Genomic DNA, 26,443 nt, shown 5'->3' with positions numbered 1-26,443 from the left:
GAGCGTGACGGAGCGCCGTACGGATCGGCATGGCCGCCGTACGGCGCTCCGTCATGCGGGCGCGGGGGCGCGTTACGCGTCCTCGTCCTTGCTGCCCTTGTCGTCCTTGCTGCCCTTGTCGTCCGGCTTCGCGTCCTCCGGGGACTCCGAAGCCTCCTCGGCCCCGGACTCCTCCGTGCCGTCCTCGAAGTACGCGTCCAGGACCTCGTCCAGCTGCCGTTCCCACTCCGCGAAGCGGGAGCGGGACGTCGCCTCGATCTCGATGAAGTACCAGCGCGACTGCGGGGTGTGCACGGTCACCGTGAACCGCTTGCCGAAGCGCGGGGACGCCGTCTCGACCGCCGCGATCTCGTCCCAGCGGAACTCGCACTCCTGGTTGTCCAGTTGGAGCCGGACGCCCGCCGCGTTCGCCAGGATCGAGGCACGGCGGTCGGAGGCGTCGAACACCGGGCCGTCGGCGGCCACTTCGGCGTCGGCCGGGGCGGCGTCGGGGCCGGTCTCGGCCTCCGCGTCGGCCTCCGCGTCGGCCTTCACCGCCGCCTCCGCCTCGGCCGGCTCCGGGGCCGGCGCCGACGCGGCCGGTCCCGCCGCCTCCGGCGTCTCCTCCGGCTCGCGGGACCCGGGCACCGTCAGGCCGGGGACGTACGCCGGGTCCACTCCGGCGCCGTCCAGGGGCTGCTTGCTCGAACCTATGCGCTGCTCCACAGCGGGCAGTATGGTGCACCATCCTGTGTCCGGTGCAAGCCGCCCCCGCATCGTTATACGAATCCGGCCGCGGCCCGCCGACGCCCGGTCACAGGAAGAGGCTGATCACCGCCGCCACCGCGAACCCGGCCACCGACAGCACCGATTCGAGGACCGTCCACGTCTTCAGCGTGTCCCGCTCGCTGATGCCGAAGTACTTCGCGACCATCCAGAAGCCGCCGTCGTTGACGTGCGAGGCGAAGATCGAACCCGCCGAGATGGCCATGATGACCAGCGCGGTGAACGCCTGCGAGTGGTCGCCCTCGGACAGCAGCGGCGCCACGATGCCCGCCGTCGTGACGATCGCGACCGTCGCCGAGCCCTGCGCCACCCGCAGCACCAGCGAGATCAGGTACGACAGCACGATCACCGGCAGTCCGACGTCGTGGAAGGTGTCGGACAGGGCCTGGGCGACGCCGCTGCCCTTGAGGACCGCGCCGAAGATGCCGCCCGCGCCGACCACCAGCAGGATGTTGCCGATCGGCTTCAGCGACGCCGTCGAGACCGTCTCCAGGGACTTGCGGGACCAGCCGCGCCGGATGCCGAGCAGGTAGTAGGCGAGCAGCAGCGCGATCGTCAGGGCGACGAAGGGGTGGCCGAAGAACTCCACCACCGAGCGGCCGGTGGAGGGGTCGAAGGCGATCGAGGAGAAGGTGGAGAGCAGGATCAGGACCAGCGGCGTGCCGATGATCGTGAAGACCACGGACAGCGGCACCGGCTTCTCCGACGGCGTCACGCCCGCCGCCCGCTGCTCGGCCGCGAGGGCCGCCTTGGACTCCTCGGCCGCCTCGACCATGTCCTGCGGGACGGGGACGAAGATGCGCCGGCCGATCCAGGCCGCCCACGCCCACGCGGCGAGCACGGCGGGGATGCCGCAGATGATGCCCATCAGGATGACCCAGCCGAGGTCGACGTGGAGCAGTCCGGCCGCGGCCACCGGGCCGGGGTGCGGCGGCAGGAAGGCGTGGGTCATCGAGAGGCCCGCGAGCAGCGGCATGGCGTACAGGACGATGGACTTGCCACCGCGCTTGGCGGCCGCGTAGACGATCGGCGCCAGGACGAAGATGCCGACGTCGAAGAAGACCGGGATGCCGAAGACGAGGCCGGTCAGGCCCATCGCGAGCGGGGCGCGCTTCTCGCCGAACAGGTGGAGCAGCCGCGAGGCCAGCACCTCCGCGCCGCCGGAGACCTCCAGGACCGCGCCGAGCATGGTGCCCAGGCCGATGATGATGGCGACGTGGCCGAGCGTGCCGCCCATGCCGGACTCGATGAGCGAGACGGCGTCGGAGCGCTGGACCGTGCCGAAGAGTTCGGTGACCGACAGACCGGCGGCCAGGCCGACGGCGATGGAGACCGTGAGCAGCGCGAGGAAGGGCTGCAACCGGATCTTGATGATCAGGAAGAGCAGCAGCGCGATGCCGAGCGCGGCGACCGTGAGCAGTCCGGCGGTGCCGTGGATGAGGGCGATGAGTCCGCCGGTGTGGGGCGGGGTCTCGGGTGCGGAGGCCGCCGCGAGGGCGACCGGGTCTCTCGATATGAGCATGGGCATGACAGCAAACATCGCGGGGGTCCTCGTGCTTCTCTTGTGAAAGGGGGTGCCATGAGGCTTTCGGGCAGGGAACGGGGGGACGGCGCGGCGCCCCGGCAGGGCGGGGCACCCGCGTCGTGCGCGCGTCGGTACGGGAACGAGTCCCGGGGGGTCAGTCCAGTACGGCGAGCGCGTCGATCTCGATGAGCAGGCCGGGCGGCAGGCCGACGTACACCGTGGTGCGGGCGGCCGGGGGCGCGGTGAGCCCCTGCTCCTCGAAGTAGGTGTTGTAGAGGTCGTTCATCTCGGCGAAGTGGTCCACGTCCGTGAGGTAGACGCGGAGCATCATCACGTCGTCCCAGCCCGCGCCGCCCTCCTCGAGGATCGCCTTGACGTTGGCCAGGGTCTGGAGCGTCTGCTCGCGCAGGGTCGGCCCGGCGGGCGTGGGCGCCTTGCCCTCCTCGGCGGGCAGGAAGCCGACCTGGCCGGCGACCTGGAGGATGTTCCCCTTGCGCACGCCGTGCGAGAACTTCGCGGGCGGGGTGGTGTGCGTCTTGGGGGTGAGGGCGGTCTTGTCGGTCATGGGGTGTCCTTTCCGGTGGTGCGTGAAGGCGTGCGCGGGGGGCCGCCGGGCGTCCGGCCCGAAGATGCGCCGCTGCCCGGCGTCCGGCCCGAGTACTCGCCGCTGCCCGGCGTCCGGCCCGAGTACTCCCCGCTGATCGCGTCCGCCGTGCGGCGCACCCGCGGGAGGAGGGCGAGGAGTTCCTCGGCGGTGACGACGACGTTGGGCGCCGAGACCGACATCGCGGCGACGACCCGGCCGTCGGCGCCGCGCACGGGGGCGGCGACGCAGTTGATGGACTCCTCGTGGCCGCCGAGGTCGGTGGCCCAGCCCTGCTCGCGCACCTTCTCCAGCTCGCGCAGGAACGCGGCCGCGTGCGGCGTCGAGCGCGAGGTGTACGGCGGGTATTCGAGTCCTTCGGCGACGGCGCGCCGCTCGGCCTCGGGCAGGTCGGCGAGGAGCAGCTTGGCCACCGCGGCGACGGTGATGGCGACCGGCTTGCCGATCCGCGAGTACATGCGCACCGGGTAGCGGCTGTCGACCTTGTCGATGTAGAGGACCTCGTTCTCCTCGTGCACCGCGAGGTGCACGGTGTGCCCGCACTCCTCGTTGAGGGCGACGAGGTGGGGGTGCGCGATCTCACGGATGTCGAGGTTCTCCATCGCCTCCTGGGCGAGGGCGAAGAGCCGGGCGCCGAGCCGGTAGCGCTGGTCGGACTGGCGGTAGACCAGGCCGTGTTCGTGCAGCGTGCGCAGCAGCCGCAGCGCGGTGGACTTGTGCACGTCGAGCCGCTCGGCGACGCCCGCGAGGTCGGCGGGGCCCTCGGCGAGCAGCGGCAGGATGGACAGCGCCCGGTCGACGGTCTGGCTCATGGTCTGCGTACCTCCTCCTCGGCCCGGCCGTCGTCCTCCCGTGTCCGGTCGGTGCGCTCGGTCCAGCCGGGGCCGAGTCGCAGTCTCCCCCACGCTTCGTCGTCCAGGGCGACCAGCCGGTCGGCGTGGTCGCGGGCCGGGGGCGCGGCGAGGTCGCCGTGGACGGTGAGGGCGGCGGCGGCCGTGAGGTGGCCGTGGCGGAGCCGGTCGCGGACGGGCAGTCCGCGCAGGGTGGCGGACAGGAACCCGGCGGCGAAGGCGTCCCCGGCGCCGACGTGGGCGACGACGTCCACGGCCGGGGCGCCGACGGTGACCTGCGCGGTGTCGGCGCCGAACGCCGTGGCCCCGTCCGCGCCCCGCTTGATCACGACCGTCTCCGGTTCCGGCAGCGCCGCGCGGATCGCGCTGTCGCCGTCAAGGCCCCACGCGGCCCGTGCCTCGTCGTCGCCGACGAAGACGAGGTCCGCCCCGCGCGCCAGCTCCAGCAGCACCCGCGGGCCGTCGGCGTCGGCCCACAGGTCCGGGCGGTGGTTGACGTCGAAGGAGACGAGCGGGCGGCGGCCGGACCGGCGGGCCGTCAGCTCCCGTACGAGTTCCAGGCAGTCGGCGGACAGCGCCGGGGTGATCCCGGAGAGGTGCAGGATCCGGCAGTCCCGTACGGCGTCCAGCTCGAGGGTGTCGACGCTCATCGCGGAGGCCGCCGAGCCCGCCCGGTAGTAGGCCACCTCGTGGGTGTCGCCGGAGCGGTCCCCGGCGGTGCGGAAGTAGATGCCGGTGGGGCGCGCCGGGTCCCGGCGCACGGCGCTCACGTCGACGCCGTACGCGCCGATCGCCTCGACGAGGTGGTCGCCGAAGCCGTCCGCGCCGACCCGGCTCACCCAGCGCACGGTGTGCCCGGCGGCGGCCAGCGCGCACGCCACGTTGGACTCGGCGCCGCCGATCCCGCGCTCGAAGGCCGGCACGTCGGCGAGCCGTCCCGGCCGCGTGGGCAGGAACGTCACCATGGACTCCCCCAGCGCGACGACGTCGACGGCGGGCGGGTCGGTGCGGTGCGGGCCGGTGGCGGTCACGGCGGTGGGGGCTCCTCGGGGATCCGGTGGGCGCGGGTCTGACGCGGGCGGGGCCCGGGTGCTCCGTTGACCCGCGTCGGCCGAGATGTTAGACAGCAGTGAGCGACATACGCAATGAACGTTGCACAGAATGCAACGTACCTGATCAGGGAGGCTGCATGGCCGTCGACACCTCGGGCACCACACTCCAGGGGGCGACGGCGGACCCCGTCGCCCGCCTCGCCGCCGAGCCCGTCGGTCACCGCTTCAAGGGCCTCCCGCCGGACGCCGCCCACCTCTCCGTCGGCGCGCTCGCGGCCGAGCGGCGCAATCTGTTCACCGGCGGCTTCACCACCCCCGTCCTCGCCCTCTCCGCCGAGCGGCTGGAACACAACCTCGCGCTGATGGAGGAGTACACCGAGCGGCACGGCCTCGTCTTCGCTCCGCACGGCAAGACCTCCATGGCCCCGCAGCTCTTCCGGCGGCAGATCGAGCGGGGCGCCTGGGGCATCACGCTCGCCCTCCCCCACCAGGTGCGGGTGGCGCGGGAGTTCGGCATCGGGCGGATCTTCGTGGCCAACGAGATCGTCGACCCGGCCGCGCTGCGCTGGATCGCCGCCGAACTCGCCGCCGACCCGGAGTTCCGGTTCCTCTGCTACGTCGACTCCGTGCGCGGGGTCGAGCTGATGGACGCCGCGCTCTCCCCGCTGCCCGAGGGCGGCCGCCCGCTCGACGTGGTCGTCGAACTCGGCGCCGGGGAAGGGGCGCGCACGGGGGCGCGTACGGAGGCGGAGTGCGCGGCGATCGCCGACGCGGTCGCGGCCACCGGCACCCTGCGGCTGGCCGGCGTGGCGGGCTACGAGGGCGAGGTCCCGGACGCCGACCCCGACCGCGTACGGGCCTGGCTGCGCCGGCTGACCGCGCTGGCCGCCGAGTTCGACGCGGCCGGCCGGTTCGCGGGGTCGGGCCTCGACGAGATCGTCGTCAGCGCGGGCGGCAGCGCCTGGTTCGACGCGGTCGCCGACGTGTTCGCCACGCTGCCCGCCCTCTCCCTGCCCGCGCTCAAGCTGCTGCGCTCGGGCGCGTACGTCTCGCACGACGACGGGCACTACCGGCACGTCACCCCCTTCAACCGGGTCCCGGAGGAGGGCGGTCTGGAGCCCGCGTTCCGGCTGTGGACGCAGGTCGTCTCGCGCCCCTCCCCCGAGCAGGCGTTCGCCAACGCGGGCAAACGGGACGCCGCCTACGACCTGGACCTGCCGTTCCCGCAGGTGGTACGACGGGACGGCGACGAGCGCCCGGCCACCGGCGTGACGGTGACCGCGCTCTCCGACCAGCACATGTGGCTGCGCACGGCGGACGGGGCGGACCTGGAGGTGGGCGACTGGATCGGTGTCGGCCTCTCCCACCCCTGCACGTCCTTCGACAAGTGGCAGCTCATCCCGCTGGTGGAGGCGGACGGCACGGTCACCGACTACATCCGCACGTTCTTCTGACAATCCTCCCGCCGTTCTTCCAGAGAGGCCGGTACTCGCCATGGACCCCGTCGACCCCACCGACCGTGCCGACCTCGTCCTGCGGGACGCGGAGGTCGTGGACGGCACCGGTGCGCCCTCCTACCGCGCCGACGTGGCGATCGAGGACGGCAGGATCGTCTCGATCGTCAAGGAGGCGTGGGCGGCGGGCTGCCAGCGCCCGCGCGCCCGGCGGGAGCTGGACGCCGAGGGCCTCGTCCTCGCGCCCGGCTTCATCGACATGCACGCGCACAGCGATCTCGCCCTGCTGCGCGACCCCGACCACAGCGCCAAGGCCGCGCAGGGAGTGACCCTCGAGGTCATCGGGCAGGACGGGCTGTCGTACGCGCCGGTCGACGACCGCACGCTGGCCGAGGTCCGCCGGGCGATCTCCGGCTGGAACGGGATCGGCGACGACATCGACTTCTCCTGGCGCTCGGTCGGCGGGTTCCTCGACCGGCTCGACCACGGCTTCGACGGGCAGGGCATCGCCGTCAACGCCGCCTATCTCATCCCGCAGGGCACGGTCCGCGCCCTCGCCGTCGGCTGGGAGGACCGCCCGGCCACGCCCGCCGAGCTGGACCGGATGCGGCGACTGGTCGCGGAGGGCATGGAGCAGGGTGCCGTCGGCCTCTCCTCCGGGCTGACCTACACGCCCGGCATGTACGCGGACGGCGCCGAACTGGCCGAGCTGTGCCGGGTGGTGGCGTCCTACGGCGGCTACTACTGCCCGCACCACCGGTCCTACGGGGCGGGCGCGCTGGAGGCGTACGAGGAGATGGTCGCCCTCACCCGCGAGGCCGGCTGCCCGCTGCACCTCACCCACGCCACCATGAACTTCGGCGTCAACCGGGACCGGGCGCCCGAGCTGCTGGCCCTGCTCGACGAGGCGCTGGCCGGCGGCGCCGACATCACCCTGGACACCTATCCCTACACCCCCGGCTGCACCACGCTCGCCGCACAGCTGCCCAGCTGGGCGGGCGAGGGCGGCCCCGAGGCGCTGCTGAAGCGGCTCGCGGACGACGACAGCGCCGAGCGGATCCGCCACCATCTGGAGGTCGTCGGCTCGGACGGCTGCCACGGGGTGCCGATGGAGTGGGAGACCATCGAGATCTCCGGCGTGTCCAACCCCGCGCTCGGCGAGTACGTCGGCCGTACGGTCCTTCAGTCCGCCCGGGCGCGCGGCGAGACGCCCTGGACGACCGCGCGCCGGCTGCTGACCGAGGACCGGCTCGGCACGACGATCCTCCAGCACGTCGGCAACGAGGAGAACGTCCGTACGATCATGCGCCACCCGGCACACACCGGCGGCTCCGACGGCATCCTCCAGGGCAGCAAGCCGCACCCGCGCGCCTACGGCACCTTCCCGCAGTATCTCGGCCGGTACGTACGGGAGTTGGGGGTGCTGTCCCTGGAGGAGTGCGTCGCCCATCTCACCGGGCGCGCGGCGGCCCGGCTGCGGCTGCCGGACCGGGGGCTCGTGCGCGAGGGGTACCGGGCCGACCTGGTGCTCTTCGACCCGGCGACGGTCGCGCCCGGCGCCACGTTCGCCGAGCCGCGCCGGCTGCCGACGGGGATTCCGTACGTACTGATCGACGGCCGCTTCGTCATCGAGGACGGGCGGCGCACGGACGTACTGGCGGGGCGGGCGGTGCGCCGCACTCCGGCGTGAACCGCCCGCCCCTTGTGTGCTTCTTGCATACGGCTCAGGGCTTGGGCAGGGTGCACCCGCTCGCGTTGAGGTTCAGCTTGTTCCCGGCGCCGAAGCAGGCCGGGATGCCGTACGTCTCCTCGGCGTAGTTGATGCCCTCGCGGACGGTGACGGTGCCGTTCTCGTCGACCTCGCAGGGGTTGTTCTCCGTGCAGCGCTCCCCGTCCTCGTTGCCCGTGTTGTTGACGGCGACGACCTTGCCGGTGGCGGTGTCGACGACGGGCGAGCCGGAGGTGCCGCCGATGGTGTCGCAGGCGGAGGTGTAGCGGACGGAGTCCTTCCAGGTCCAGTCGCCCTCCTTCAGCCGGTAGGCGAAGCCGTCGATCGCGCAGGTGTAGATGCGCTTCCAGTACCCGGAGACGACCTTGATCGCGGTGCCGGCCACGGGGTGGGTGTCGTTGAGGGTGAGCGCGCTGATGCCGTACGAGCTCTTGATCTGCGCGTACGTCCGGGTGAGCTGGTAGAGCGTGACGTCGGTGTCGGTCATCGTCGAGTACGCGACCTTGCTCGCGCGGAGGGTGGCGACGCGGGTCCCGGCGGAGTTGAGCAGGCCGAACGAGCGGCTGGAGGACTGGTCGACGATCACCTCGCCGGGCTCGGGGAAGCCGGTCTCCAGGCAGTGCCCGTTGGTCAGCACGAGCGCCGGGTCGGTGTCGGCGGAAGCGGGGAGCCGGACGACGGAGCCGGAGCAGTTGCTGAGGGCGACGGTGCCGGCGTAGTCGACGGCCCGGAGGGTGGGGGCGGTGGCTGTCGCGGGGGCGTGGGCTGTCGTGGGGGCGTGGGCTGTCGTGGGGGCGTGGGCTGCGGTGGGCGTGGTGCGCTGGGTGGCCGCCGCCGTGGGGGCCGCGCCGGCCCCGGCGATGACCAGGGCGAGGAGCGCGGTGACGAGAGGCTTTCTCATGTGGGGTCCCCTCTTCGGACATGACACGGCGGCCGAAGATCTTCCGGCCGCCGTTCGTTGAGTTGTCATGCGCATTGTCAGAGGGGTGGCGTGCGGGGGCAAGGGGCGGTTTTCGGCCGCGTCCTCGCGGGACGGTGGACTCAGTGGCCTCCCCAGCCGCCACTTCCGCCGCCCCAGCCTCCCCCGCCCCAGCCGCCGCCGTTGCCGTGCCCGCCGCCGTAGGGGTTCGACCTGGTCGGGCTGGGGGTGGCGGAGGGCGAGGGGGAGGCGGAACGGGTGGTGGGGGCGGGTGCGGCGGAGCGGGTGGCGGAGCCGCCGGGCGCGGAGCCGTCGTCCGCGTCCGCCCCGCCCGGTGTCGGGGAGGCGGCCCGGGAGGTTGGGGCGGTGGCGGACGGGCGGGCGTCGGCGGACGAATCGGCCGTGCCGGAGGGGCTGCCGGAGGCGGGGTCGCTGGAGGCCGGGGTGACGGAGTCGGCCGCGTCCGTGGCCGCGGTCCTCGGCCGCGCCGGCTCCTCTCCGCCGCCCGGCGTCCCGGAGGACCCGGAGCCGAAGCCCCCGGCCAGCAGGACGGCGACACCGGCCGCGCCGAGCGCCCCGACGGCAAGGGCCGCGCGCCGGGCGGTACGGGGGCGGCGCGGGGAGGGCTGGTCCGGGCTCGGGTCCGGGTCCGCGCCGGGGTGCGTGGTGGCGGTGATCGCGGGCAGTTCGCGGGTCTCGTCGTAGGAGTTCTGCCAGCCGTGGGCGGCGGCCGGGTCCGCGTACCGGTCGTACTCGGGCGTCGTCGCCTCGGCATACGGGTGGTACACGTTCGGGTGAACCGCGGACGCGTCGCCGTGTTGCCGCGCGTCGCCGACGGGGCGGGCGTCCGCCGCGCCGTCTCCTGTGGCCCCGGTGTTCCCGGTGTTCTCGCCGTACGCCCCGCCCTCGGGCTGTTGCTGCCATGACACGAGGGCGCATTCTAGGGGCGCGTGGGGCGGTTGGGGCAGGGGTGGGGCAAGGGCGGGGAACATACGGAGCAAAGCGGGTCAGCGCCGTACGGGTTCCGTACGGGACCCATGTGGTGGGAAACACGACGCGCACCCGCGGGCACGGCCGTAAGCTCACGGACATGCAGGTGATCCAGTCCACGAAGCTCGCCAACGTCGGCTACGAGATCCGGGGCCCGGTTCTCGAGGAGGCGATGCGGCTGGAAGCGGCGGGTCACCGCATCCTCAAGCTGAACACCGGCAACCCGGCCGCCTTCGGCTTCGAGTGCCCGCAGGAGATCCTCGAGGACGTCCTGCGCAACGTCTCCACGGCGCACGGCTACGGCGACGCCAAGGGCCTGCTGGCCGCGCGCCGGGCGGTCGTCATGCACAACCAGACCCTCGGCATCGAGACGGACGTCGAGCACGTCTTCATCGGCAACGGCGTCTCCGAGCTGATCGTCATGGCGATGCAGGCACTGCTGGACGACGGCGACGAGGTCCTCGTCCCCTCCCCCGACTACCCGCTGTGGACGGCGGCGGTGTCGCTGTCCGGCGGGACGGCGGTGCACTACCGGTGCGACGAGCAGTCCGACTGGATGCCGGACCTCGCCGACATCGAGCGCAAGGTCAGCGACCGCACCAAGGCGATCGTCATCATCAACCCCAACAACCCGACCGGCGCGGTGTACGACCCGTCGGTGCTCAAGGGGCTCACCGACATCGCGCGCCGGCACAACCTGCTGGTCTGCTCGGACGAGATCTACGACAAGATCCTCTACGACGGGGCCACGCACACGCCGACCGCGTCGGTCGCGCCGGACCTGCTGACGCTGACGTTCAACGGGATGTCGAAGGCGTACCGGGTGGCGGGGTACCGGGTGGGCTGGATGGCGATCTCGGGCCCGCGCGCCCACGCCGACTCGTACATCGAGGGTCTGACGATCCTGGCGAACATGCGGTTGTGCGCGAACATGCCGGGGCAGCACGGGGTGGTCGCCGCGCTGAGCGGGCGGCAGACGATCCAGGACCTGGTGCTGCCGGGCGGGCGGCTGAAGGAGCAGCGGGACGTCGCGCACGAGCTGCTGACGCAGATTCCCGGCGTGACGTGCGTCAAGCCGAAGGGGGCGCTGTATCTGTTCCCGCGCCTCGACCCCAAGGTCTTCAAGATCAAGGACGACCGGCGGATGGTCCTCGAACTGCTGCGCCGCGAGAAGATCATGGTGGTCCACGGCACGGGCTTCAACTGGCCCGACCCGGACCACTTCCGCGTGGTGACCCTCCCCACGGTCGCCGACCTGACATCGGCGATCACCCGCATCGGCCACTTCCTGGACGGCTACGGGCAGGTGTGAGGCGGGGGTGGGGTACCGCGGGAAGGTTTTTCGCCCCCCTCACCCCCACCCACCAGCCACTTCCCCCATCCGCTCAACTTTAGAACCAATCTAAGCTAGGATGGCATCTCGCAGGCACAGGAGGCCATCCCCCATGTACGAACCGATCCGCACCAAGTCGGTCCACACGATGGCCGGCGTCCCCTCCGACTTCCCCCACCGTTCCCGGGAGGAGGAGTTGGACATCCAGCTCGCCGGTCACCTCGCCGCGCTGCTCGCGGTGACCGACGAACTCCGCACCCTCGCCCCCTCCCCCGCGCTGGACGAGTCCGCCGAGCGGCTCGCCACGCAGGTGGGGCGGCTGCGCGGCGGCCCGCCGGCCCGCGCCACGGTGCCCGCGCCGGCGCCCGGCGGCGCACAGGACACCCACGCCCGCACCACCGCCCTGCACCGCCGCGCCCACGCACTCGCCGGCCGCGCACTGGTCGTCGCCGCCTCCCGCGCGGACACGGCCGCCGCGATCCTCTCCGCCGAGCAGATGGACGCCCACGCGCACGCGGCCAGGACGGCACCGGCCGTCACCGAACCCCGGCAGCTCGCGTCCCACTGACGCGGGTCCGCCTTCCGGAGAAGAGCGGCCCCGGTCCGCGCGCCCCCGCAGCGGCGCGCGGACCGGGTGCCTCACGGCACCCCCCCCGGCATCCACCCCCAAAGCCCGCGGCCCCGCACGCCATTGTGCGGGGCCGTTTCGCCGTGGCGGGCGCCGGCCGACGAGGAGCGCGGCCGGCCCGCCGCGGACGTCTCTCCGGCTGCCGGGCTCAGCCCAGGCGCCGCACCAGCGCCCGGTACTGGTCCCACAGCTCCCGCGGCGTGTGCTCGCCGAACGTGTTCAGATGCTCCGGCACCAGCGCCGCCTCCTCGCGCCATGCCTCCTTGTCGACCGTGAGCAGGAACTCCAGGTCGGCCTCGGAGAGGTCGAGCCCGGCGGTGTCCAGGGACTCCTTCGTCGGCAGGATGCCGATGGGCGTCTCGACGCCGTCGGCCTTGCCCTCAAGACGCTCGACGATCCACTTGAGCACGCGCCCGTTCTCGCCGAACCCGGGCCAGACGAACCGTCCCTCGTCGTCCTTGCGGAACCAGTTGACGTAGTAGATCTTCGGGAGCTTCGCCTGGTCCTTGTCGGCGCCGACCTCGATCCAGTGGCCCATGTAGTCGCCCATGTTGTAGCCGCAGAACGGCAGCATGGCGAACGGGTCGCGGCGCAGTTCGCCGACCTTGCCCTCGGCGGCGGCGGTCTTCTCGGAGGCCACGTTGGCGCCGAGGAAGACGCCGTGGTTCCAGTCGAAGGACTCCGTCACCAGCGGTACGGCACTGGCCCGGCGGCCGCCGAAGAGGATCGCCGAGATCGGCACGCCCCGGGGGTCCTCCCACTCGGGCGCGATGATCGGGCACTGCGCGGCGGGCGTGGTGAAGCGGGCGTTGGGGTGCGCGGCGGGCGCACCGGACTCGGGGGTCCAGTCGTTGCCCTTCCAGTCCGTGAGGTGGGCCGGGGTCTCCTCCGTCATCCCCTCCCACCACACGTCGCCGTCGTCCGTGAGCGCCACGTTGGTGAAGACGGAGTTGCCCCACAGCGTCTTCATCGCGTTGGCGTTGGTGTGCTCGCCGGTGCCGGGGGCGACGCCGAAGAAGCCGGCCTCCGGGTTGATGGCGTACAGCCGGCCGTCCTCGCCGAACCGCATCCAGGCGATGTCGTCGCCGATCGTTTCCACCGTCCAGCCGGAGATCGTCGGCTCCAGCATGGCGAGGTTGGTCTTGCCGCAGGCCGAGGGGAACGCGGCGGCGACGTACTTGGGCTGCCCGGTGGGCGGGGTCAGCTTCAGCACCAGCATGTGCTCGGCGAGCCAGCCCTCGTCGCGGGCCATGACGGAGGCGATGCGCAGGGCGTAGCACTTCTTGCCGAGCAGCGCGTTGCCGCCGTAGCCGGAGCCGTAGGACCAGATCTCGCGGTCCTCGGGGAAGTGCGAGATGTACTTGGTGCTGTTGCAGGGCCAGGGAACGTCCTTCTCGCCCTCGGCCAGCGGGGCGCCGACCGTGTGCACGGCCTTGACGAAGAAGCCGTCCTCGCCGAGTTCGTCCAGGACCGGCTGTCCCATGCGGGTCATGGTGCGCATGGAGACGGCGACGTACGCCGAGTCCGTGATCTCGACGCCGAGCGCGGAGAGCGGGGAGCCCAGCGGGCCCATGCAGAACGGGACGACGTACATCGTGCGCCCGCGCATGGAGCCGCGGAACACGCCCCCCTTGCCGTCGCGCCCCCGGAAGATCTCCCGCATCTCGGCGGGGTCCTTCCAGTGGTTGGTCGGGCCCGCGTCCTCCTCCTTCGCGGAGCAGATGAACGTACGGTCCTCGACGCGCGCCACGTCCGAGGGGTCGGAGGCGGCGTAGTAGGAGTTCGGACGCTTGATCGGGTCGAGCCTGGTGAACGTGCCCTTGGCGACGAGCTCCCCGCACAGGCGCTCGTACTCGGCCTCGGAGCCGTCGCACCAGACCACGTTGTCCGGCTGCGTCAGTTCGGCGATCTCGTCGACCCACGAGATCAGTTCCTGATGGCGGGTGGGGGCGGTGGGGGGAACGGTGGTGGGAGCCGCGATGTCGCGCGCCACGATTGCTCCTAGATGAGGGGTTTTGTGTTGGAGGCCCCGTGGGGGCTGCGACCCGGATGCGTCACGGCGTCGATCCCTCGGCGCTCATCCGGTGCCGACCGCACTCATTTGATCATCCGACTCTGCTGCGCATATGTCCAGAGGGCCGCACAACTGAGCGGCGTGAGCAATGCCACTCGAGAGCGGGTTTCTTCTTGTCCGGGATGGGTTCCGCGAAAAGGGGGGCGCACACCTGTGGGAGCATGTGTGCGAGTGGTTGTCGTGCCGCCGGGCCGGCCCGCGCCCGCAGGGGTGACCGCGCGCCGCAGTGGTGGCCGTCCGGATTTCGTCCGGCCGAAAAGCGAACTGACGCGTAACTTACGGTTCCGTAGGTACGATGCCCCGCATGACTGCGCCCGTCCCCGACGCGCCCACGGATACGCCGGCCGCCGCCGGCCGTGGTCCCGTGGCGCTCTCCCTTCCCCATCCGGCCAAGCCGAGGCTCCGCGGCTGGCTGCATCTCGGCATGTTCCCGACCGTCCTCGTCGCCGGCCTGATCCTGACCGCGCTCGCCGACTCCCCACGGGGCCGGATCGCCTGCGGGATCTACGTGCTGACCGCCTGCCTGCTGTTCGGCGTGAGCGCGCTGTACCACCGGGGCAACTGGAGTCCGCGCATGGACGGCGTACTGCGCCGCCTGGACCACGCCAACATCTTCCTGATCATCGCAGGCACCTACACGCCGCTGACCATGCTGCTCCTGCCGGAGGCGCAGGGGCAGTGGCTGCTGTGGGGCATCTGGGCGGCGGCCGCGGCCGGCATCGTCTTCCGGGTGTTCTGGGTCGGCGCCCCGCGCTGGCTGTACACCCCGTGCTACCTGGCGATGGGCTGGGCGGCCGTGTTCTACCTGCCCGACTTCCTGCGCACCGGCGGCATCGCCGTCCTGGTCCTGGTCGTCGTGGGCGGCGTGCTCTACAGCGCGGGCGGCGTGGTCTACGGCATCAAGCGCCCCAACCCGTCACCGCGCTGGTTCGGCTTCCACGAGGTCTTCCACTCGTTCACGCTCGCGGCGTTCGCCGTGCACTACGTGGGGATCTCGCTGGTGGCGTACCAGCACGCGTAGACCGGCCGCACCCGGCACAACCGCGCACGACAGGGCCACGGCTGCACGCCGTGGCCCTGTCGTGCGTGCGGACGAGCAGCCCGGCCACCGGCCGCGCACTCCGCCGGTCGCGCTCCGCGCCCGCCGCCCGCCGCCCGCCGCCCGCCGTCCGCCGGAAAACCCCGGCGCCGTTCCCCCGGTGCCGTGGCATCCTGGCCGGGTGACCGGACCGGAGATCCACATCGAGTTCGCCCCCGAGCTGCACCTTTTCGTCCCCGCCGCCCGGCGCGGCGGCGCGAGTACGGCCGTCACCGACGGCGTCTCCACGCTCGGGCATGTCGTCGAGTCGCTCGGCGTGCCCCTCACCGAGGTCGGCGCACTGGTGGTGAACGGCCGCGAGGTCCCGGCCTCGCACGTCCCCGCCGCCGGCGAGTCGGTCGCCGTACGGCCCGTCACGCGCCCCCAGCGCGTTCCGGGCGCCCCCTTGCGCTTCCTGCTCGACGTCCACCTGGGCACCCTCGCGCGCCGGCTGCGGCTGCTCGGCGTCGACACGGCGTACGAGTCGCTCGACATCGGCGATCCCGCGCTCGCCGCCCGTTCCGCCGCCGAACGGCGTGTGCTGCTCAGCCGCGACCGGGGGCTGCTGCGCCGCAGGGAGCTGTGGGCGGGCGCGTTCGTCTACAGCACCCGCCCCGACGAGCAAGTGCACGAGGTCCTCGACCGCTTCGCGCCCGAGCCGCACCCGTGGACCCGGTGCACCGCCTGCAACGGGCTGCTCCGCGCGGCCACCAAGGAGGAGGTCGCCGCACAGCTCGAGGGCGGCACGCGACGCACGTACGACGTGTTCGCGCAGTGCCGGGAGTGCGGGCGGGCGTACTGGAAGGGCGCGCACCACGACCAGTTGGAGGCCATCGTGGAACGCGCCCTGGCCGACACCCGCCCGGCGGACCGGACCCATTAGGGGCCGGCCCCGCTCCTGCGGTCAGCCGCCCAGTGCCGTGCGCAGGCGGTCGACGTCGGTCGTGGGGGCGTCGCAGACGAAGCCCCGGCAGACGTAGGCGGTCGGGGCTCCTTGCTGGAGGGGGCGGTCGGCGAGGAGGGGGAACTCGTCGCCGTTCTCGGGTCCGGCGGCGACGACCGCGCCCGGGGCCGTGGCGAGGAGTGCCGTACGGTGCAGGGCCTTCGTCCCCTCGTCGTCGAGGGACGGGCCGACGACCGCCACCTCGCGCGGGCCGTCGAGCAGCGCCTCGGCGACCGCGAGGCCCCAGCCGATGAAGCGGGGGGCGCGCGGGGCGAGCGTGCGGACCACGCCGAGCGCCTGCTCCGCGGCGGTGCGGTGGGCGTCGGAGCCGGTGTGCGCGGCGTACGACAGCAGGGCGCCCGCGGCGGCGGTCCAACCGGAGGGGGTGGCGTTGTCCGTGGGGTCCTGCGGCCGGCGGATCAGCCGCTCGGCGTCGGCCGCCGTGTCGTACAGCGTGCCCTCCTCGCCGGTGAACCGGGTGCGCACATGGCCGAGGAGCAGCCCGGCGAACTCCAGCCAGACGCCCTCGCCGGTGACGTGCGCCAGCGCGAGGAAGCCCTCGGCGACGTCCGCGTAGTCCTCCAGTACGCCCGCGTGCGCCCCGGCGCGCCCGTCCTTGGACGTACGGACCAGCCGGCCGTGCTCGTCCAGGTGCAGCCGGACGAGGAGGTCGGCGGCGCGGAGCGCGGCGTCGACCAGGTCGGGGCGGTCGAAGTAGGCGCCGGTCTCGGCGAGCGCGGCGATCGCGAGCCCGTTCCAGGCGGCGACCACCTTGTCGTCGCGGCCGGGGGCGGGGCGCGCGGACCGCGCGGCGAGCAGCCGGGCGCAGACGGAGGCGATGCGGTCCGCGTCGAAGACGCCGTCGGTCTGCGGGAGTTGGAGCACGGACTGCCCGTGCTCGAAGGTGCCCTCGTCCGTGACGCCGAAGTGCCGGGCGGCGAGTTCGGCGTCCTCCTCGCCGAGGACCTCGGCGAGCCGCGCGGGCGTCCACACGTAGTACGCGCCCTCGACGTGCCTGCCCGTGCCGTCGTCGCTGTCGGCGTCGAGCGCGGAGGCGAACCCGCCCTCGGCGGTGCCCAGTTCACGGACCATGAAGTCGGCGGTCTCCAGCGCGACCCGCCGGGCGAGGCCGGAGCCGGTGGCCCGCCACAGGTGCGCGTAGACGCGGCACAGCAGGGCGTTGTCGTAGAGCATCTTCTCGAAGTGCGGCACCACCCAGTCGCGGTCGACGGAGTAGCGGGCGAAGCCGCCGCCGAGCTGGTCGTAGAGGCCGCCGCGGGCCATCCGCTCGCAGGTGTCCGCGGCCATCTGCAACGCGCCCTCGGAGCCGGTGCGGGCATGGTGGCGCAGCAGGAACTCCAGCACCATCGACGGCGGGAACTTCGGCGCCCCGCCGAAGCCGCCGCGCCGCGCGTCGTACTCGCGGGTGAGCCCGAGCAGCGCCTGCGCCAGTTCCTGCTCGCCGGGGACCTGCGCGGTGCCGTACGCCAGTTCGCGGCCGGCGAGGTCCCGGGTGATCTTCCCGGCGACGTCGGCGACCTCCTCCCGCCGCTCCGTCCACGCCTGGTGCACGCCCTGCAGGATCTGCCGGAAGGAGGGCGAGCCGTGCCGGGGGGCGGGCGGGAAGTACGTGCCGAAGTAGAACGGCTCGGCGTCCGGGGTGAGGAAGACGGTCATCGGCCAGCCGCCGTGCCCGGTGGCGGCCTGGACGGCCTCCATGTACACGGCGTCGACGTCCGGGCGCTCCTCGCGGTCGACCTTGACGGACACGAAGTGCTCGTTCATGTACGCGGCGGTGGCCTCGTCCTCGAAGGACTCGTGCGCCATGACGTGGCACCAGTGGCACGCGGAGTATCCGACCGACAGCAGGACGGGTACATCGCGCCGCTCCGCCTCCGCGAACGCCTCGGGTCCCCACGGCCACCAGTCGACCGGATTGTCGGCGTGCTGAAGCAGATAAGGCGAGGTCGTACCAGCCAACCGGTTCATACGCTCCAGCCTCTCACGACGCCCAGCGCGACCGGCGCAGCCCGGCACGGCGAAGGCCGCCGCACCTTTCCCCGTCACGGTCGGTCTCGGGGCCCCGTGAGGACCCGGGGCGTCGCCCCGCTGCCGACGTCCGGCCGTCAGCGGGCTTGCCCGGCATGCCGAGCCTTGGGCTCCTGATCGGGGCCTGCCCATCCGTCGTCCTTCCTGCTTCCTGCGCCTTCCGCGCGCGGTCTCAGCTGTGGCCTGCGTACAGGGCCTGGCCGCTGCCCCAGAGGCTGCTGCGGTTGAGGTGGTCCGGATACCGCTGGGCCATGGCCTCGTAGAAGCCCCGCGCCGTCGGCTCCGCCTTGAGCAGTTCCTCGGCGTCGTCGAGGTAGCGACGGGTCCCGAGGATCTGTCGCTCGGCGTTGTCGTCGTGGTCCCGGTTCTTGTGGCCTGCGACGAGGTCGCGCGCGCCCAGTGCCTCGACCGCGTCGATGGCGTGACGCCATGCGTCGAGGCCTCCGTCACGGGATTCGACGAGGTACTGGTGGACCCCGTCGTAGACGACGTCACCGGCGACGACGAGGCCGAGGTCGGGGACGTGCAGCACGCTGGTGTCGTCGGTGTCGCTGTGCCCGACCTCGATGACACGCAGCTCGTGCCCTTCGAGGAGGATCCGGTTGCCGAGTTCCTCGACGGCGGTGGCGGTGACGGGCGAGTCCGGGATCTGTCCGGGCAGGATGCGGTCCCAGAATCCCGCGCGCGTCCGGGCGGCGCGGTGCATCTGCTCGATGGTGGACGCCGTTGCCACCACCTGGGCGCCGGGGAACCGTTCGGCGATGCTCGCAGCGCTGAACCAGTGGTCGCCGTGCGCGTGGGTGGAGAAGATGTAGGTCAGCTTCCTGCCGCCGGCCCGCACCCGCTCCGCGACGACGTCCGCCTGGGCGGCGGTGAGCGGTGGGTCGACGAGAACCGCCTCGTCGCGGCCGAGGATGAGCGTCGTGGAGACCGGCGCCCAGGTGCGGGCGCCCCCGTCCGGCAGGAGATCCGGAAGGGCGAGCGGGACGGTCTCGGAGACCAGGACCTCGTAGGTCGGACCGATGGCGTTCACGCGGTGGCTCCGAGAGTCCCGAAGGAGACAAGGGCGGCCTCGGCCTGAGCCGAGTCGTGCAACTGCACCTGGCGGCCGGGTTGCGTCGAGGCGGAGGCGGCGACGGCGACGGCGCCGATCTGCGCGGATGTCACCTGGGCAGGGTCTGGGGTTTCGACGAAGCGGGTGGCCACGGGGCCGAGTTCGAGCAGGAACACCCGCTTGGCGCCCTGCAGTTCGGCGGCGAGCACCTGCTGCATCATCAGGAGCGTGGTCTGTTCCATGCTCACCAGCCCGCTGCCGGGGACCGGGAAGCGGGCGGACTGGCCCACGACCACCGAGTACGCGCCCTGGTCCGTCATCCGGGGCAGGGCGGCGCGCAGCACGGCCATGTGCGCGGTCGCCAGGTCCACGAAGGCGGACCGCCAGTCCGTCTCGTCGATCTCCCACAACTGCTTGCCGTGCCACCAGCCGCCGATCGGGGCGACGACGTCGTCCACGCCGCCGAGGCGTTCGGCCATGGTCGCGACGAGCGTCTCGGCGCCCGCGAAGGTCGTGTAGTCGAACTCGAACAGGTGCAGACGCCCGGTCGCCGCCTCGCCGAGCAGGGCACTGAACTCCTCCGCGCGCTCCTGGCTGCGTGTGGGCACCACGACCTGGGCGCCGGCGGCGAGGTAGGCGCGCACCGCGCCCTCCCCCACTCCGCCGGTACCGCCGGGGATCAGGACGCGCCGTTCGGAGAGGTCGGGGAGCGAAGTGTGGTCGGACATGGAACTGCCTCCTTGGCAGGGCTTCGGACTCGGTGAGGCCGGATCGGCAGGACTGGACCGACGGCGGACCGCACGCTGCGTTGGGAAAGCCAACGTTGGCCAGGCCAACGTAACACGAATCCGTGGGCCATCCCAACGGTTATAGTGAGAACATGAGCAGCGCTCAGGACATGAGCAGCACTGGAGGGACGGGCGAGGCGGAGGACGACCTCCAGGCGCCGGCACGACTGCGGGCACTCACCAGCTGGCAGGCCAACAAGGTGTCCACGGTCGGAGCGCGCATGACGGTGCGGCACATGCCGCTGACCGCACGCGCCGACTTCGCCGTCCTGGCCGCCCTGGAGGAGTACGGCCCGCTCAGCCAGGCCGATCTCGGCAGGCGGCTCGGCCTGGACCGCAACGACGTCAGCGGCATCGTGAAGCGCCTCGAGTCCGGGGGCCATGTCGACCGTCGCGCCGACCCGGAGGACCGACGCCGCAATGTCGTCACTGTGAACCGGGCGGGCCTGCACTACCTCGACGAGATCCAGTCCCACGCGGACCAGGCCCAGGCCGAACTGCTGGCAGGACTGGACGCCGACGAGCGTCGGCAGCTCCACGCCCTCCTGGAGAAAACCCTTGGGGCACACGGGCATGAGCCCGCCTGACAGCCCGAGCACAGCCGTGTCCTGGACCCCGGCCCTCAGGAAGAGGGGCGCGGGGGACTGCGCGCGCAACCAACCACCCACCCGCAGCCGCCCGACGACACGCACCCCCGAGCCATGAGGCGCCCCACCTCCCACCCCCACGCCCCCTGTCGCACCCGCCGTCCGCCAAGGACACTGGTGGCGGATGGCCGGTGCGACAGGGGGAGCGTGGCATGCGGGAGGCGCATCGCGCGGATGCGGAGCGGTTGTTGGCCCGGGCCGTGGAGGAGGAGGTGCGCCGCTCCGGCGGCCGCACGGACGGCGGTGTCCTGCTGTCCCGCGCCCGCACCGCGCTGGACGCGATGGCGGGGTCGGCCGCCGAGGAGTACGAGGCCTACACCCGCGCCCTGGACGACGCGGAGGCCGGCCGGCAGACGTTCGCCCAGCGGTACGCCAAGGCGGGCGCCGGCACCGCTCTGATGGTCGCGGGCGTCGCCGCGCTGGCCGCCGTCGTCTCCGACGTCGCCCTCGGCACGGGCACCGGCACCGCGTTCGGCGCGGGCGTCGCCGTCGGGGTCGTCGGGGCCGCCGCCACCGTCGTGAAGGTGGGCGCCGCCCACGTGCCCGCCGCCCACCACCAGGCGGGCGCCCTCGGCCAGCCCGGCGGCCCGGAACAGCTCCGGCTCCAGTGGCTCACCGCGCTGGAGGTGCGCGGCATCCGCCCCTTCCTCGACCAGCAGCGCGTGCTCGCCGCCTCCACCGGGCCGGCCACCAGGACCGCGCCCCGGCTGCGCGGCAGCGACAAGAGCGCCGCCGCCCGCAGCCGCAACGTGCTCGCCCAGTCGTTCGGACAGCTGCCCGAGCCCGTCGACCGGTTCGCGGGCCGGCGCACGGAGCTCGCGCGGATCGCGCAGTGGGTGCACGCGGCCCGCGCGAGCACCGAGACCCGGCCCACCGTGGTCGTCCTGCACGGCGACCCCGGCGCGGGCCGCACCTCGCTGGCGCTGCGCGCCGCGCACGACCTGCGCGACCAGTTCCGCGGCGCGTGCGTCGTCGACCTGCGCGGCGACAGCCCCGAGGAGCCGCCGCTGTCCACCCGGGAGGCGCTGCTGCACATGCTCAACCGGCTCGGCGCGCCCCGCGAGCAGTTGCTGTTCCGGGAGCGCTCGGCGCCGGACCAGCAGGTCAAGCGGCTGGGCGAGCTGTACGACCGCCATCTGACGGGCCTGCCGGTGACGATCGTCCTGGACGACGCGCATGACGTGGCGCAGGTCCGCGCGCTGGTCCCGGAGCACTCCGAGAGCCTCATCCTCGTCACCGCCCGGGAACCGCTGGCGCTGCCGCCGGACCTGTCCGCGTGGGTGCACGAGCTGCCCGTACGACCGCTGGACGCGGCCGGTGCGGAGGAACTGCTGAAGACGTCCGCGCAGGAGACCTCCGGCCCGTACGACGCCGAGTCGGCGGAGCGGATCCGGGAGCTGTGCGGCGGGCTGCCGCTGGCGCTGCGGCTGGCCGGCTCCTCGCTGGGGCCGCGCACCCCGCAGCGGCTCGCCGCGGACCTGGGCGCGTACGGGCCGGTCGAGCCGGTGGAGCGGGCGCTGTGGCTGCGCTACACCGACCAGCCCGACGGCGCCCGCCGGCTGCTGCGCCGGCTGGCGCTCGCGGGCCGGGCCTCGCTGGGCGCCGCGGCGGCCGCGTCCCTGCTGGCGACGGACGAGCAGGAGGCGGCCCGGCACCTCACCGCGCTGGCCCGGGCCGGTCTGCTCGACCACGTCCGCGGCGACCGCTACCGGCTGCACGACCTCGTACGGGCGTTCGCCGCGGCCCGGCTGGCCGACGAGGAGGAACCCGCCGAGCGGACGGCGGCGCAGGAGCGGCTGATCGCCAACTACGCGGAGCTGGCCGACTCGGTGCTGCGGCTGGTCGACGGCAACATGTCGACCCGCTCCGACCGCTTCGGCTCGCACGGCTTCGTCTCGCTGGACGCGGCCCTGCACTGGCTGGACGACGAGTCGAGCTTCATCACCGCCGCCCTGCGGCACGCCGAGGGCGTCGACCAGGCGGCGGTGCTGAACCTGCTCGGCGCGCTGTGCGACTACTGCCTGCTGCGCGGCGACCTCTACCGGCTGGGCGAGATCAGCGAGCTGGCGCAGTCGGTGGACCAGGGGCTGCTGGTGCGGTCCGTGCAGTGGCGCACCGGCATCGCCGCACGTCAGCTCGGCGAACTGGACCGGGCCCGGACCACCCTGACATCGGTCGTGGACCTCTATCTGGAGGCCCACCACGACGCCGGCGCGGCGCGGGCGCTGTGCTCGCTCGGCATCACGCTGCACCACCAGGGGCAGCTCGCGCAGGCGGCGGCGAAGCTGCGGGAGGCGATGGACCTCCAGGCGGCGCCGGAACTGGCGGCGGACCGGGCCTGGACGATGCACGCGCTGGCGGCGGTGGAACGCGACCGATCCCGGCTGGCCGAGGCGCTGGAACTCCTCGACGAGGCGCTCACGCTGCACCGGCGCAACGACTCCGTGCACGGCGAGGCCTGGACCCACTACCAGCTCGGCCAGCTCGCCCTGCGGATGGGCGACGCGCACCGCGCCGAGGCGGAGCTGCGGGCCGCCCTCGACCTGTACGGCCGCACGCGCGACGGCCGCGGCGAGGCCTGGGCGCTGACCCAGCTCGCGCGGACACTGCTGGTCGGCGGCGAGGCCGCGCAGGCGGTGGACGCGCTGCGCCGGGCGGCCGTACGGCACCGGGAGAACGAGGACGCGCGGGGCGAGGCGTGGACCGTGTACTACCTGGGCCAGGCGCTGGAGGAGACCGGCGACCTGGACCGGGCGGTGCGCGAGCTGGAGCGCTCGCGCACGATGTTCTCCCGGATGCGGGACGTGTACGGGCTGGCGTGCGCGCGGCACCACTCGGCGCGGGTCACCCGCGACCAGCGGGCCGCGCAGACCGGTTCGCTGCGCAACTCCGGTTTTGCCCGGCAGCTCCTCGTCGACGCCCGGGCCGACTTCCAGCGCATCGGGGTGGCGCACGGCGAGGCGTGGACGTGCCTGGAGCTTGCGGTGGTCGACGCGGGCAACGCACGGCCCCAGGCCGCGCTCGGGCTGTGCGACGAGGCGCTCGGCCTGTTCACGTCGTACGGGGACCGGCGGGGCGAGGACTGGGCCCGCTTCCTGCGCTGCACGCTGCTGCCGTACGCCGCGCCGGGCGGGCTGGAGGTCGGCACGGCGGTGGCCCAGGAGGAACTCTCCCAGCTCGCCCGCGCCGCCCACCCCCTGCGCGACCCGAAGCTGGACGACTACGTCTCCGCGTACCAACTCCTCCTGGAACGCGGAGTCAGCCTGGAGACGGCCTGGCAGGCCTGGCCCCTGGGCATGGTCCCCGACCGCCACGCACGGGAGGTCATGGGCGTACCTGTGCCCACGCCCCACTAGGGGCGCGGGGAACTGCGCAATCTTTTCCGGGGTCCGGGGGCGGAGCCCCCGGGGTTGGGACGGGAAGGGGCGGCGGGGGCGAGAAAACCACCCCCGCGGCCCTCGACATCACCCCTTCGCCGGCGACGACGCCCCGTCCCCCGAGGACTTGCCCTCCGCAGGAGAGGACTCCTCGAAGTCCACCTTCCGCATCTGCTTGCTCATGGACTTCATCAGCCCCCACACCGCCAGAGCCATCACCGCGAAGACGATGAAGCCGAGGACACCGGGGGTGACCTTGTTCTCGTCCACCTCCGCGAGGGGCACGAGATGCGTCACTGCCAGGCTCACGCTTGCGCTCATGCCCCCATTGTCCCCCAACCGCCCCCGCACCCGTCCCGGAGGGCTACCGCACGCCCGCGAACAGGTCGTCCTCCGGCAGCGACGTGTCCACGAGCGACTTCGCCAGCTCGTACTCCTCCGTCGGCCAGACCTCCTTCTGGAGATCCATCGGCACCCGGAACCACCCCCCGTCCGGATCGATCTGCGTCGCGTGCGCGATCAGCGCCTTGTCCCGGATCTCGAAGAAGTCCGCGCACGGCACATGCGTGGTCAGCGTCCGCTCCGGGCGCGCGTTCTCCGCCCACCGCTTCAGCCAGTCCCCGTACGGCGACTCCATGCCCCGGTCGAGCATCGCCTTGTGCAGCGCCTCGGTGCGCTGCCGGTTGAAGCCCTGGTTGTAGTAGAGCTTCACCGGCTGGTACGCCGGGCCGTACTCGGCCTCGGGGTACTTCTCGGTGTCCGCCGCGCCCTCGAACGCCACCATCGTGATCTTGTGCGTCATGATGTGGTCGGGGTGCGGATAGCCCCCGTTCTCGTCGTACGTCGTGATGACCTGCGGGCGGAACGACCGGATCTGCCGCACCAGCTCGCCGGCCGCCTTGTCGACGTCCTCCAAAGCGAAGCAGCCCTCGGGCAGCGGGGGCAGCGGGTCGCCCTCGGGCAGGCCGGAGTCGACGAAGCCGAGCCACTCCTGCTTGATGCCGAGGATCCCGCGGGCCTCGTCCATCTCCTTCTTGCGCACCTCGTGGATGTGCTCCTCGATGTACGCGTCCCCCTGGAGCTTGGGGTTGAGGATGGAGCCGCGCTCGCCGCCCGTGCAGGTCACGACCAGCACGTCCACCCCCTCGGACACGTACTTCGCCATGGTCGCCGCACCCTTGCTCGACTCGTCGTCGGGGTGGGCGTGCACGGCCATCAGTCGCAGCTGGTCAGTCAAGACTCAATCCTCGTAAGTCGGCGCCCGGTGTGCGCGAGCGCAGTCCGTTCTCTCGTCCCGGGAGGCCGTCCCCCCGGGGCGGCGGCAGGCTTGCGGGCGAAGGCTTCTATAGTGACCGAATCGGGGGGCGAATAATTCCGGGCCCGGCGGGAAGCGTGTTCCGTGACCTTGGCCCCCGGCACGGCCGAGAGGACGATCATGAGTACGGCGAGCACGCGACTCCCCGAGGGCCGTTACGGCCGCCCCGCGGACGAACGCGCCGACCACAAGCTCAAGATCATCGGCATTGTGCTGGGTGTGGCGCTGCTCGCCCTGGTCGGCTGGCTCGGCTACCACTACGTCGGGCAGAACGAGATCAGCGGCCAGGTGATCACCTTCCAGGCCGTCTCGGACGAGAAGGTGCAGGCGCATCTGGAGGTGCGCAAGGACGCGGACGCGAACGGCTACTGCACGCTGCGCTCCCAGTCCGCCGACGGCACGGAGGTCGGCCGCGCCGACTTCCGCTTCGACGGGAACGAGACCCGGATCGACCGCGTCGTCACGCTCCGGACGACGGCCAAGGGATCCACCGCGGAGCTCCTCGGCTGCCACGCCGGCTGACCGCTCCCGGTATGCCTCCGCGGCCCCGAAGCGGCCGCCCCACTCCCGCCTCACGGGCGCTGACCTGGCGCGACGACATTCTCGCGCCTTATGTCCTCCCCCATCGGCCGGGGAATTGTTAGGCTCGTGGTTTCGCCCACCAGAGAGGGAACATTCTTCTGGGGAGGGCGATGCTTTGTATTCCCAGTACCGACGAGGAGCACCCGTGACCGAGACCAGCGAGAACGTCACCTGGCTGACCCAGGAGGCGTACAACAAGCTCAAGGACGAGCTTGAGTACCTTACTGGTCCTGCGCGCACCGAGATCGCCGCGAAGATCGCGGCCGCGCGTGAGGAGGGGGACCTGCGGGAGAACGGCGGGTACCACGCGGCCAAGGAGGAGCAGGGCAAGCAGGAGCTCCGGGTGCGCCAGCTGACCCAGCTCCTGGAGCACGCCCAGGTCGGCGAGGCCCAGGCCTCCGCGGACGGCGCCGTCGGCCCCGGCATGGTCGTGACCATCGCCTTCGACGGCGACGAGGACGACACCCTGTCCTTCCTGCTCGCCTCCCGCGAGTACGCCAGTGCCGACATCGAGACCTACTCCCCCCAGTCCCCGCTGGGCTCCGGTGTGATCGGCCACAAGGTCGGCGAGGACGCGGAGTACGAACTGCCGAACGGCAAGAAGGCCTCCGTGAAGATCCTCAAGGCCGAGCCGTACCAGGGCTGAGGCCCCTGGGCCGGCCCCTGCCGGGGCCCGGCCCGCATCT

The 26,443-nt window shown here is 72.8% G+C and carries 23 protein-coding genes; 10 read left to right on the top strand and 13 right to left on the bottom strand.

The window, feature by feature from the left end; translation table 11 throughout:
* Window positions 1-72 precede the first annotated feature (72 nt).
* From OIE12_RS20825 to OIE12_RS20805, 5 genes are all read right to left on the bottom strand, one after another.
* Window positions 73-705: a hypothetical protein gene (locus OIE12_RS20825; RefSeq protein WP_329137495.1), complete on the bottom strand. Its 633-nt coding sequence runs from the start codon at window positions 703-705 to the stop codon at window positions 73-75.
* 88 nt (window positions 706-793) lie between these two features.
* Window positions 794-2,287, bottom strand: coding sequence for a GntP family permease (locus OIE12_RS20820; protein ID WP_329137493.1), 1,494 nt, complete (start codon window positions 2,285-2,287; stop codon window positions 794-796).
* A gap of 157 nt (window positions 2,288-2,444) precedes the next feature.
* Complete coding sequence (locus OIE12_RS20815; RefSeq protein WP_329137491.1) at window positions 2,445-2,855, bottom strand: RidA family protein; 411 nt, start codon at window positions 2,853-2,855, stop codon at window positions 2,445-2,447.
* A complete protein-coding gene (locus OIE12_RS20810; protein ID WP_329137489.1) occupies window positions 2,852-3,706 on the bottom strand; it encodes an IclR family transcriptional regulator domain-containing protein in 855 nt (284 codons plus the stop codon). The genes OIE12_RS20815 and OIE12_RS20810 overlap by 4 nt, the downstream gene beginning before the upstream one ends.
* On the bottom strand, window positions 3,703-4,776 hold the full coding sequence (locus tag OIE12_RS20805; protein WP_329137487.1) for a sugar kinase: 1,074 nt from the start codon (window positions 4,774-4,776) through the stop codon (window positions 3,703-3,705). The genes OIE12_RS20810 and OIE12_RS20805 overlap by 4 nt, the downstream gene beginning before the upstream one ends.
* Window positions 4,777-4,934: 158 nt before the next feature.
* Between OIE12_RS20805 and OIE12_RS20800 the strand changes: the two genes are divergently transcribed.
* Window positions 4,935-6,251 carry an amino acid deaminase gene (locus tag OIE12_RS20800; RefSeq protein WP_329137486.1) on the top strand — a complete coding sequence of 439 codons (1,317 nt, stop codon included), beginning with the start codon at window positions 4,935-4,937 and terminating at the stop codon, window positions 6,249-6,251.
* A 40-nt stretch (window positions 6,252-6,291) separates the two neighbouring features.
* Window positions 6,292-7,941 carry an N-acyl-D-amino-acid deacylase family protein gene (locus OIE12_RS20795; RefSeq protein WP_329137484.1) on the top strand — a complete coding sequence of 550 codons (1,650 nt, stop codon included), beginning with the start codon at window positions 6,292-6,294 and terminating at the stop codon, window positions 7,939-7,941.
* Window positions 7,942-7,975: 34 nt separating this feature from the next.
* On the opposite strand, the gene OIE12_RS20790 is transcribed toward OIE12_RS20795, so the two are convergent.
* Together OIE12_RS20790 and OIE12_RS20785 are read right to left on the bottom strand one after the other, a co-directional pair.
* Window positions 7,976-8,881 carry a S1 family peptidase gene (locus OIE12_RS20790; protein ID WP_329137482.1) on the bottom strand — a complete coding sequence of 302 codons (906 nt, stop codon included), beginning with the start codon at window positions 8,879-8,881 and terminating at the stop codon, window positions 7,976-7,978.
* Window positions 8,882-9,021: 140 nt separating this feature from the next.
* Window positions 9,022-9,828 carry a hypothetical protein gene (locus OIE12_RS20785; RefSeq protein WP_329137480.1) on the bottom strand — a complete coding sequence of 269 codons (807 nt, stop codon included), beginning with the start codon at window positions 9,826-9,828 and terminating at the stop codon, window positions 9,022-9,024.
* 161 nt (window positions 9,829-9,989) lie between these two features.
* On the opposite strand from OIE12_RS20785, the gene OIE12_RS20780 reads away from it, so the two are divergent.
* The gene (locus OIE12_RS20780) at window positions 9,990-11,201 is read left to right on the top strand and encodes a pyridoxal phosphate-dependent aminotransferase (protein ID WP_329137478.1); all 1,212 of its coding nucleotides are present in this window, start codon (window positions 9,990-9,992) and stop codon (window positions 11,199-11,201) included.
* A gap of 133 nt (window positions 11,202-11,334) precedes the next feature.
* Entirely contained in the window at window positions 11,335-11,790 is a 456-nt protein-coding gene (locus tag OIE12_RS20775; protein WP_329137476.1) for an SCO4983 family protein, read from the top strand.
* A gap of 208 nt (window positions 11,791-11,998) precedes the next feature.
* On the opposite strand, the gene OIE12_RS20770 is transcribed toward OIE12_RS20775, so the two are convergent.
* Window positions 11,999-13,843, bottom strand: a complete 1,845-nt coding sequence (locus tag OIE12_RS20770; RefSeq protein WP_329137474.1) for a phosphoenolpyruvate carboxykinase (GTP) — start codon at window positions 13,841-13,843, stop codon at window positions 11,999-12,001.
* A 385-nt stretch (window positions 13,844-14,228) separates the two neighbouring features.
* Here OIE12_RS20770 and trhA point away from each other — a divergent pair, with 385 nt between their 5' ends.
* Window positions 14,229-14,945: a PAQR family membrane homeostasis protein TrhA gene (trhA, locus tag OIE12_RS20765; protein WP_329137473.1), complete on the top strand. Its 717-nt coding sequence runs from the start codon at window positions 14,229-14,231 to the stop codon at window positions 14,943-14,945.
* Window positions 14,946-15,144: 199 nt separating this feature from the next.
* The gene (locus tag OIE12_RS20760) at window positions 15,145-15,885 is read left to right on the top strand and encodes a Mut7-C RNAse domain-containing protein (protein ID WP_329137471.1); all 741 of its coding nucleotides are present in this window, start codon (window positions 15,145-15,147) and stop codon (window positions 15,883-15,885) included.
* A gap of 21 nt (window positions 15,886-15,906) precedes the next feature.
* On the opposite strand, the gene OIE12_RS20755 is transcribed toward OIE12_RS20760, so the two are convergent.
* The 3 genes from OIE12_RS20755 to OIE12_RS20745 all read right to left on the bottom strand — a co-directional run bounded on the left by OIE12_RS20755 (window position 15,907) and on the right by OIE12_RS20745 (window position 19,776).
* On the bottom strand, window positions 15,907-17,934 hold the full coding sequence (locus tag OIE12_RS20755) for a thioredoxin domain-containing protein (protein WP_329137470.1): 2,028 nt from the start codon (window positions 17,932-17,934) through the stop codon (window positions 15,907-15,909).
* 232 nt (window positions 17,935-18,166) lie between these two features.
* Window positions 18,167-19,027 carry an MBL fold metallo-hydrolase gene (locus OIE12_RS20750; protein WP_329137468.1) on the bottom strand — a complete coding sequence of 287 codons (861 nt, stop codon included), beginning with the start codon at window positions 19,025-19,027 and terminating at the stop codon, window positions 18,167-18,169.
* Window positions 19,024-19,776 carry an SDR family oxidoreductase gene (locus tag OIE12_RS20745; RefSeq protein WP_329137466.1) on the bottom strand — a complete coding sequence of 251 codons (753 nt, stop codon included), beginning with the start codon at window positions 19,774-19,776 and terminating at the stop codon, window positions 19,024-19,026. The genes OIE12_RS20750 and OIE12_RS20745 overlap by 4 nt, the downstream gene beginning before the upstream one ends.
* Before the next feature lie 152 nt (window positions 19,777-19,928).
* Here OIE12_RS20745 and OIE12_RS20740 point away from each other — a divergent pair, with 152 nt between their 5' ends.
* Window positions 19,929-20,423, top strand: a complete 495-nt coding sequence (locus OIE12_RS20740; RefSeq protein WP_329137464.1) for a MarR family winged helix-turn-helix transcriptional regulator — start codon at window positions 19,929-19,931, stop codon at window positions 20,421-20,423.
* A gap of 212 nt (window positions 20,424-20,635) precedes the next feature.
* Window positions 20,636-23,839 (top strand): tetratricopeptide repeat protein, encoded by a 3,204-nt coding sequence (locus tag OIE12_RS20735; RefSeq protein ID WP_329137462.1) that lies wholly within the window; start codon window positions 20,636-20,638, stop codon window positions 23,837-23,839.
* Window positions 23,840-23,947: 108 nt separating this feature from the next.
* Here the strand turns inward: OIE12_RS20735 and OIE12_RS20730 are convergent, their stop codons facing one another.
* Window positions 23,948-24,181: a hypothetical protein gene (locus OIE12_RS20730; RefSeq protein WP_329137460.1), complete on the bottom strand. Its 234-nt coding sequence runs from the start codon at window positions 24,179-24,181 to the stop codon at window positions 23,948-23,950.
* A 43-nt stretch (window positions 24,182-24,224) separates the two neighbouring features.
* Complete coding sequence (gene mca / locus OIE12_RS20725) at window positions 24,225-25,097, bottom strand: mycothiol conjugate amidase Mca (protein ID WP_329137458.1); 873 nt, start codon at window positions 25,095-25,097, stop codon at window positions 24,225-24,227.
* A 198-nt stretch (window positions 25,098-25,295) separates the two neighbouring features.
* Between mca and OIE12_RS20720 the strand changes: the two genes are divergently transcribed.
* Window positions 25,296-25,697: a DUF4307 domain-containing protein gene (locus OIE12_RS20720; RefSeq protein WP_329137456.1), complete on the top strand. Its 402-nt coding sequence runs from the start codon at window positions 25,296-25,298 to the stop codon at window positions 25,695-25,697.
* Window positions 25,698-25,902: 205 nt separating this feature from the next.
* Window positions 25,903-26,403 (top strand): transcription elongation factor GreA, encoded by a 501-nt coding sequence (greA, locus tag OIE12_RS20715; RefSeq protein WP_030378885.1) that lies wholly within the window; start codon window positions 25,903-25,905, stop codon window positions 26,401-26,403.
* Window positions 26,404-26,443: the final 40 nt, after the last annotated feature.

Origin of the sequence: Streptomyces sp. NBC_00670, from assembly GCF_036226765.1 — a bacterium.
Taxonomy (GTDB): domain Bacteria; phylum Actinomycetota; class Actinomycetes; order Streptomycetales; family Streptomycetaceae; genus Streptomyces.
This window is presented reverse-complemented; position numbering and strand designations above follow the sequence as displayed.

What these genes read in the sequence shown, in the direction of transcription:
- OIE12_RS20795 (WP_329137484.1), top strand. Translation starts at nt 6,292, where the DNA reads ATGGACCCCGTCGACCCCACCGACCGTGCCGACCTCGTCCTGCGGGAC.
- OIE12_RS20790 (WP_329137482.1), bottom strand. Translation starts at nt 8,881, where the DNA reads ATGAGAAAGCCTCTCGTCACCGCGCTCCTCGCCCTGGTCATCGCCGGG.
- OIE12_RS20810 (WP_329137489.1), bottom strand. Translation starts at nt 3,706, where the DNA reads ATGAGCCAGACCGTCGACCGGGCGCTGTCCATCCTGCCGCTGCTCGCC.
- OIE12_RS20815 (WP_329137491.1), bottom strand. Translation starts at nt 2,855, where the DNA reads ATGACCGACAAGACCGCCCTCACCCCCAAGACGCACACCACCCCGCCC.
- OIE12_RS20730 (WP_329137460.1), bottom strand. Translation starts at nt 24,181, where the DNA reads ATGAGCGCAAGCGTGAGCCTGGCAGTGACGCATCTCGTGCCCCTCGCG.
- OIE12_RS20820 (WP_329137493.1), bottom strand. Translation starts at nt 2,287, where the DNA reads ATGCTCATATCGAGAGACCCGGTCGCCCTCGCGGCGGCCTCCGCACCC.
- OIE12_RS20740 (WP_329137464.1), top strand. Translation starts at nt 19,929, where the DNA reads ATGAGCAGCGCTCAGGACATGAGCAGCACTGGAGGGACGGGCGAGGCG.
- OIE12_RS20775 (WP_329137476.1), top strand. Translation starts at nt 11,335, where the DNA reads ATGTACGAACCGATCCGCACCAAGTCGGTCCACACGATGGCCGGCGTC.
- OIE12_RS20735 (WP_329137462.1), top strand. Translation starts at nt 20,636, where the DNA reads ATGCGGGAGGCGCATCGCGCGGATGCGGAGCGGTTGTTGGCCCGGGCC.
- OIE12_RS20780 (WP_329137478.1), top strand. Translation starts at nt 9,990, where the DNA reads ATGCAGGTGATCCAGTCCACGAAGCTCGCCAACGTCGGCTACGAGATC.
- OIE12_RS20755 (WP_329137470.1), bottom strand. Translation starts at nt 17,934, where the DNA reads ATGAACCGGTTGGCTGGTACGACCTCGCCTTATCTGCTTCAGCACGCC.
- OIE12_RS20800 (WP_329137486.1), top strand. Translation starts at nt 4,935, where the DNA reads ATGGCCGTCGACACCTCGGGCACCACACTCCAGGGGGCGACGGCGGAC.
- OIE12_RS20720 (WP_329137456.1), top strand. Translation starts at nt 25,296, where the DNA reads ATGAGTACGGCGAGCACGCGACTCCCCGAGGGCCGTTACGGCCGCCCC.
- OIE12_RS20745 (WP_329137466.1), bottom strand. Translation starts at nt 19,776, where the DNA reads ATGTCCGACCACACTTCGCTCCCCGACCTCTCCGAACGGCGCGTCCTG.
- trhA (WP_329137473.1), top strand. Translation starts at nt 14,229, where the DNA reads ATGACTGCGCCCGTCCCCGACGCGCCCACGGATACGCCGGCCGCCGCC.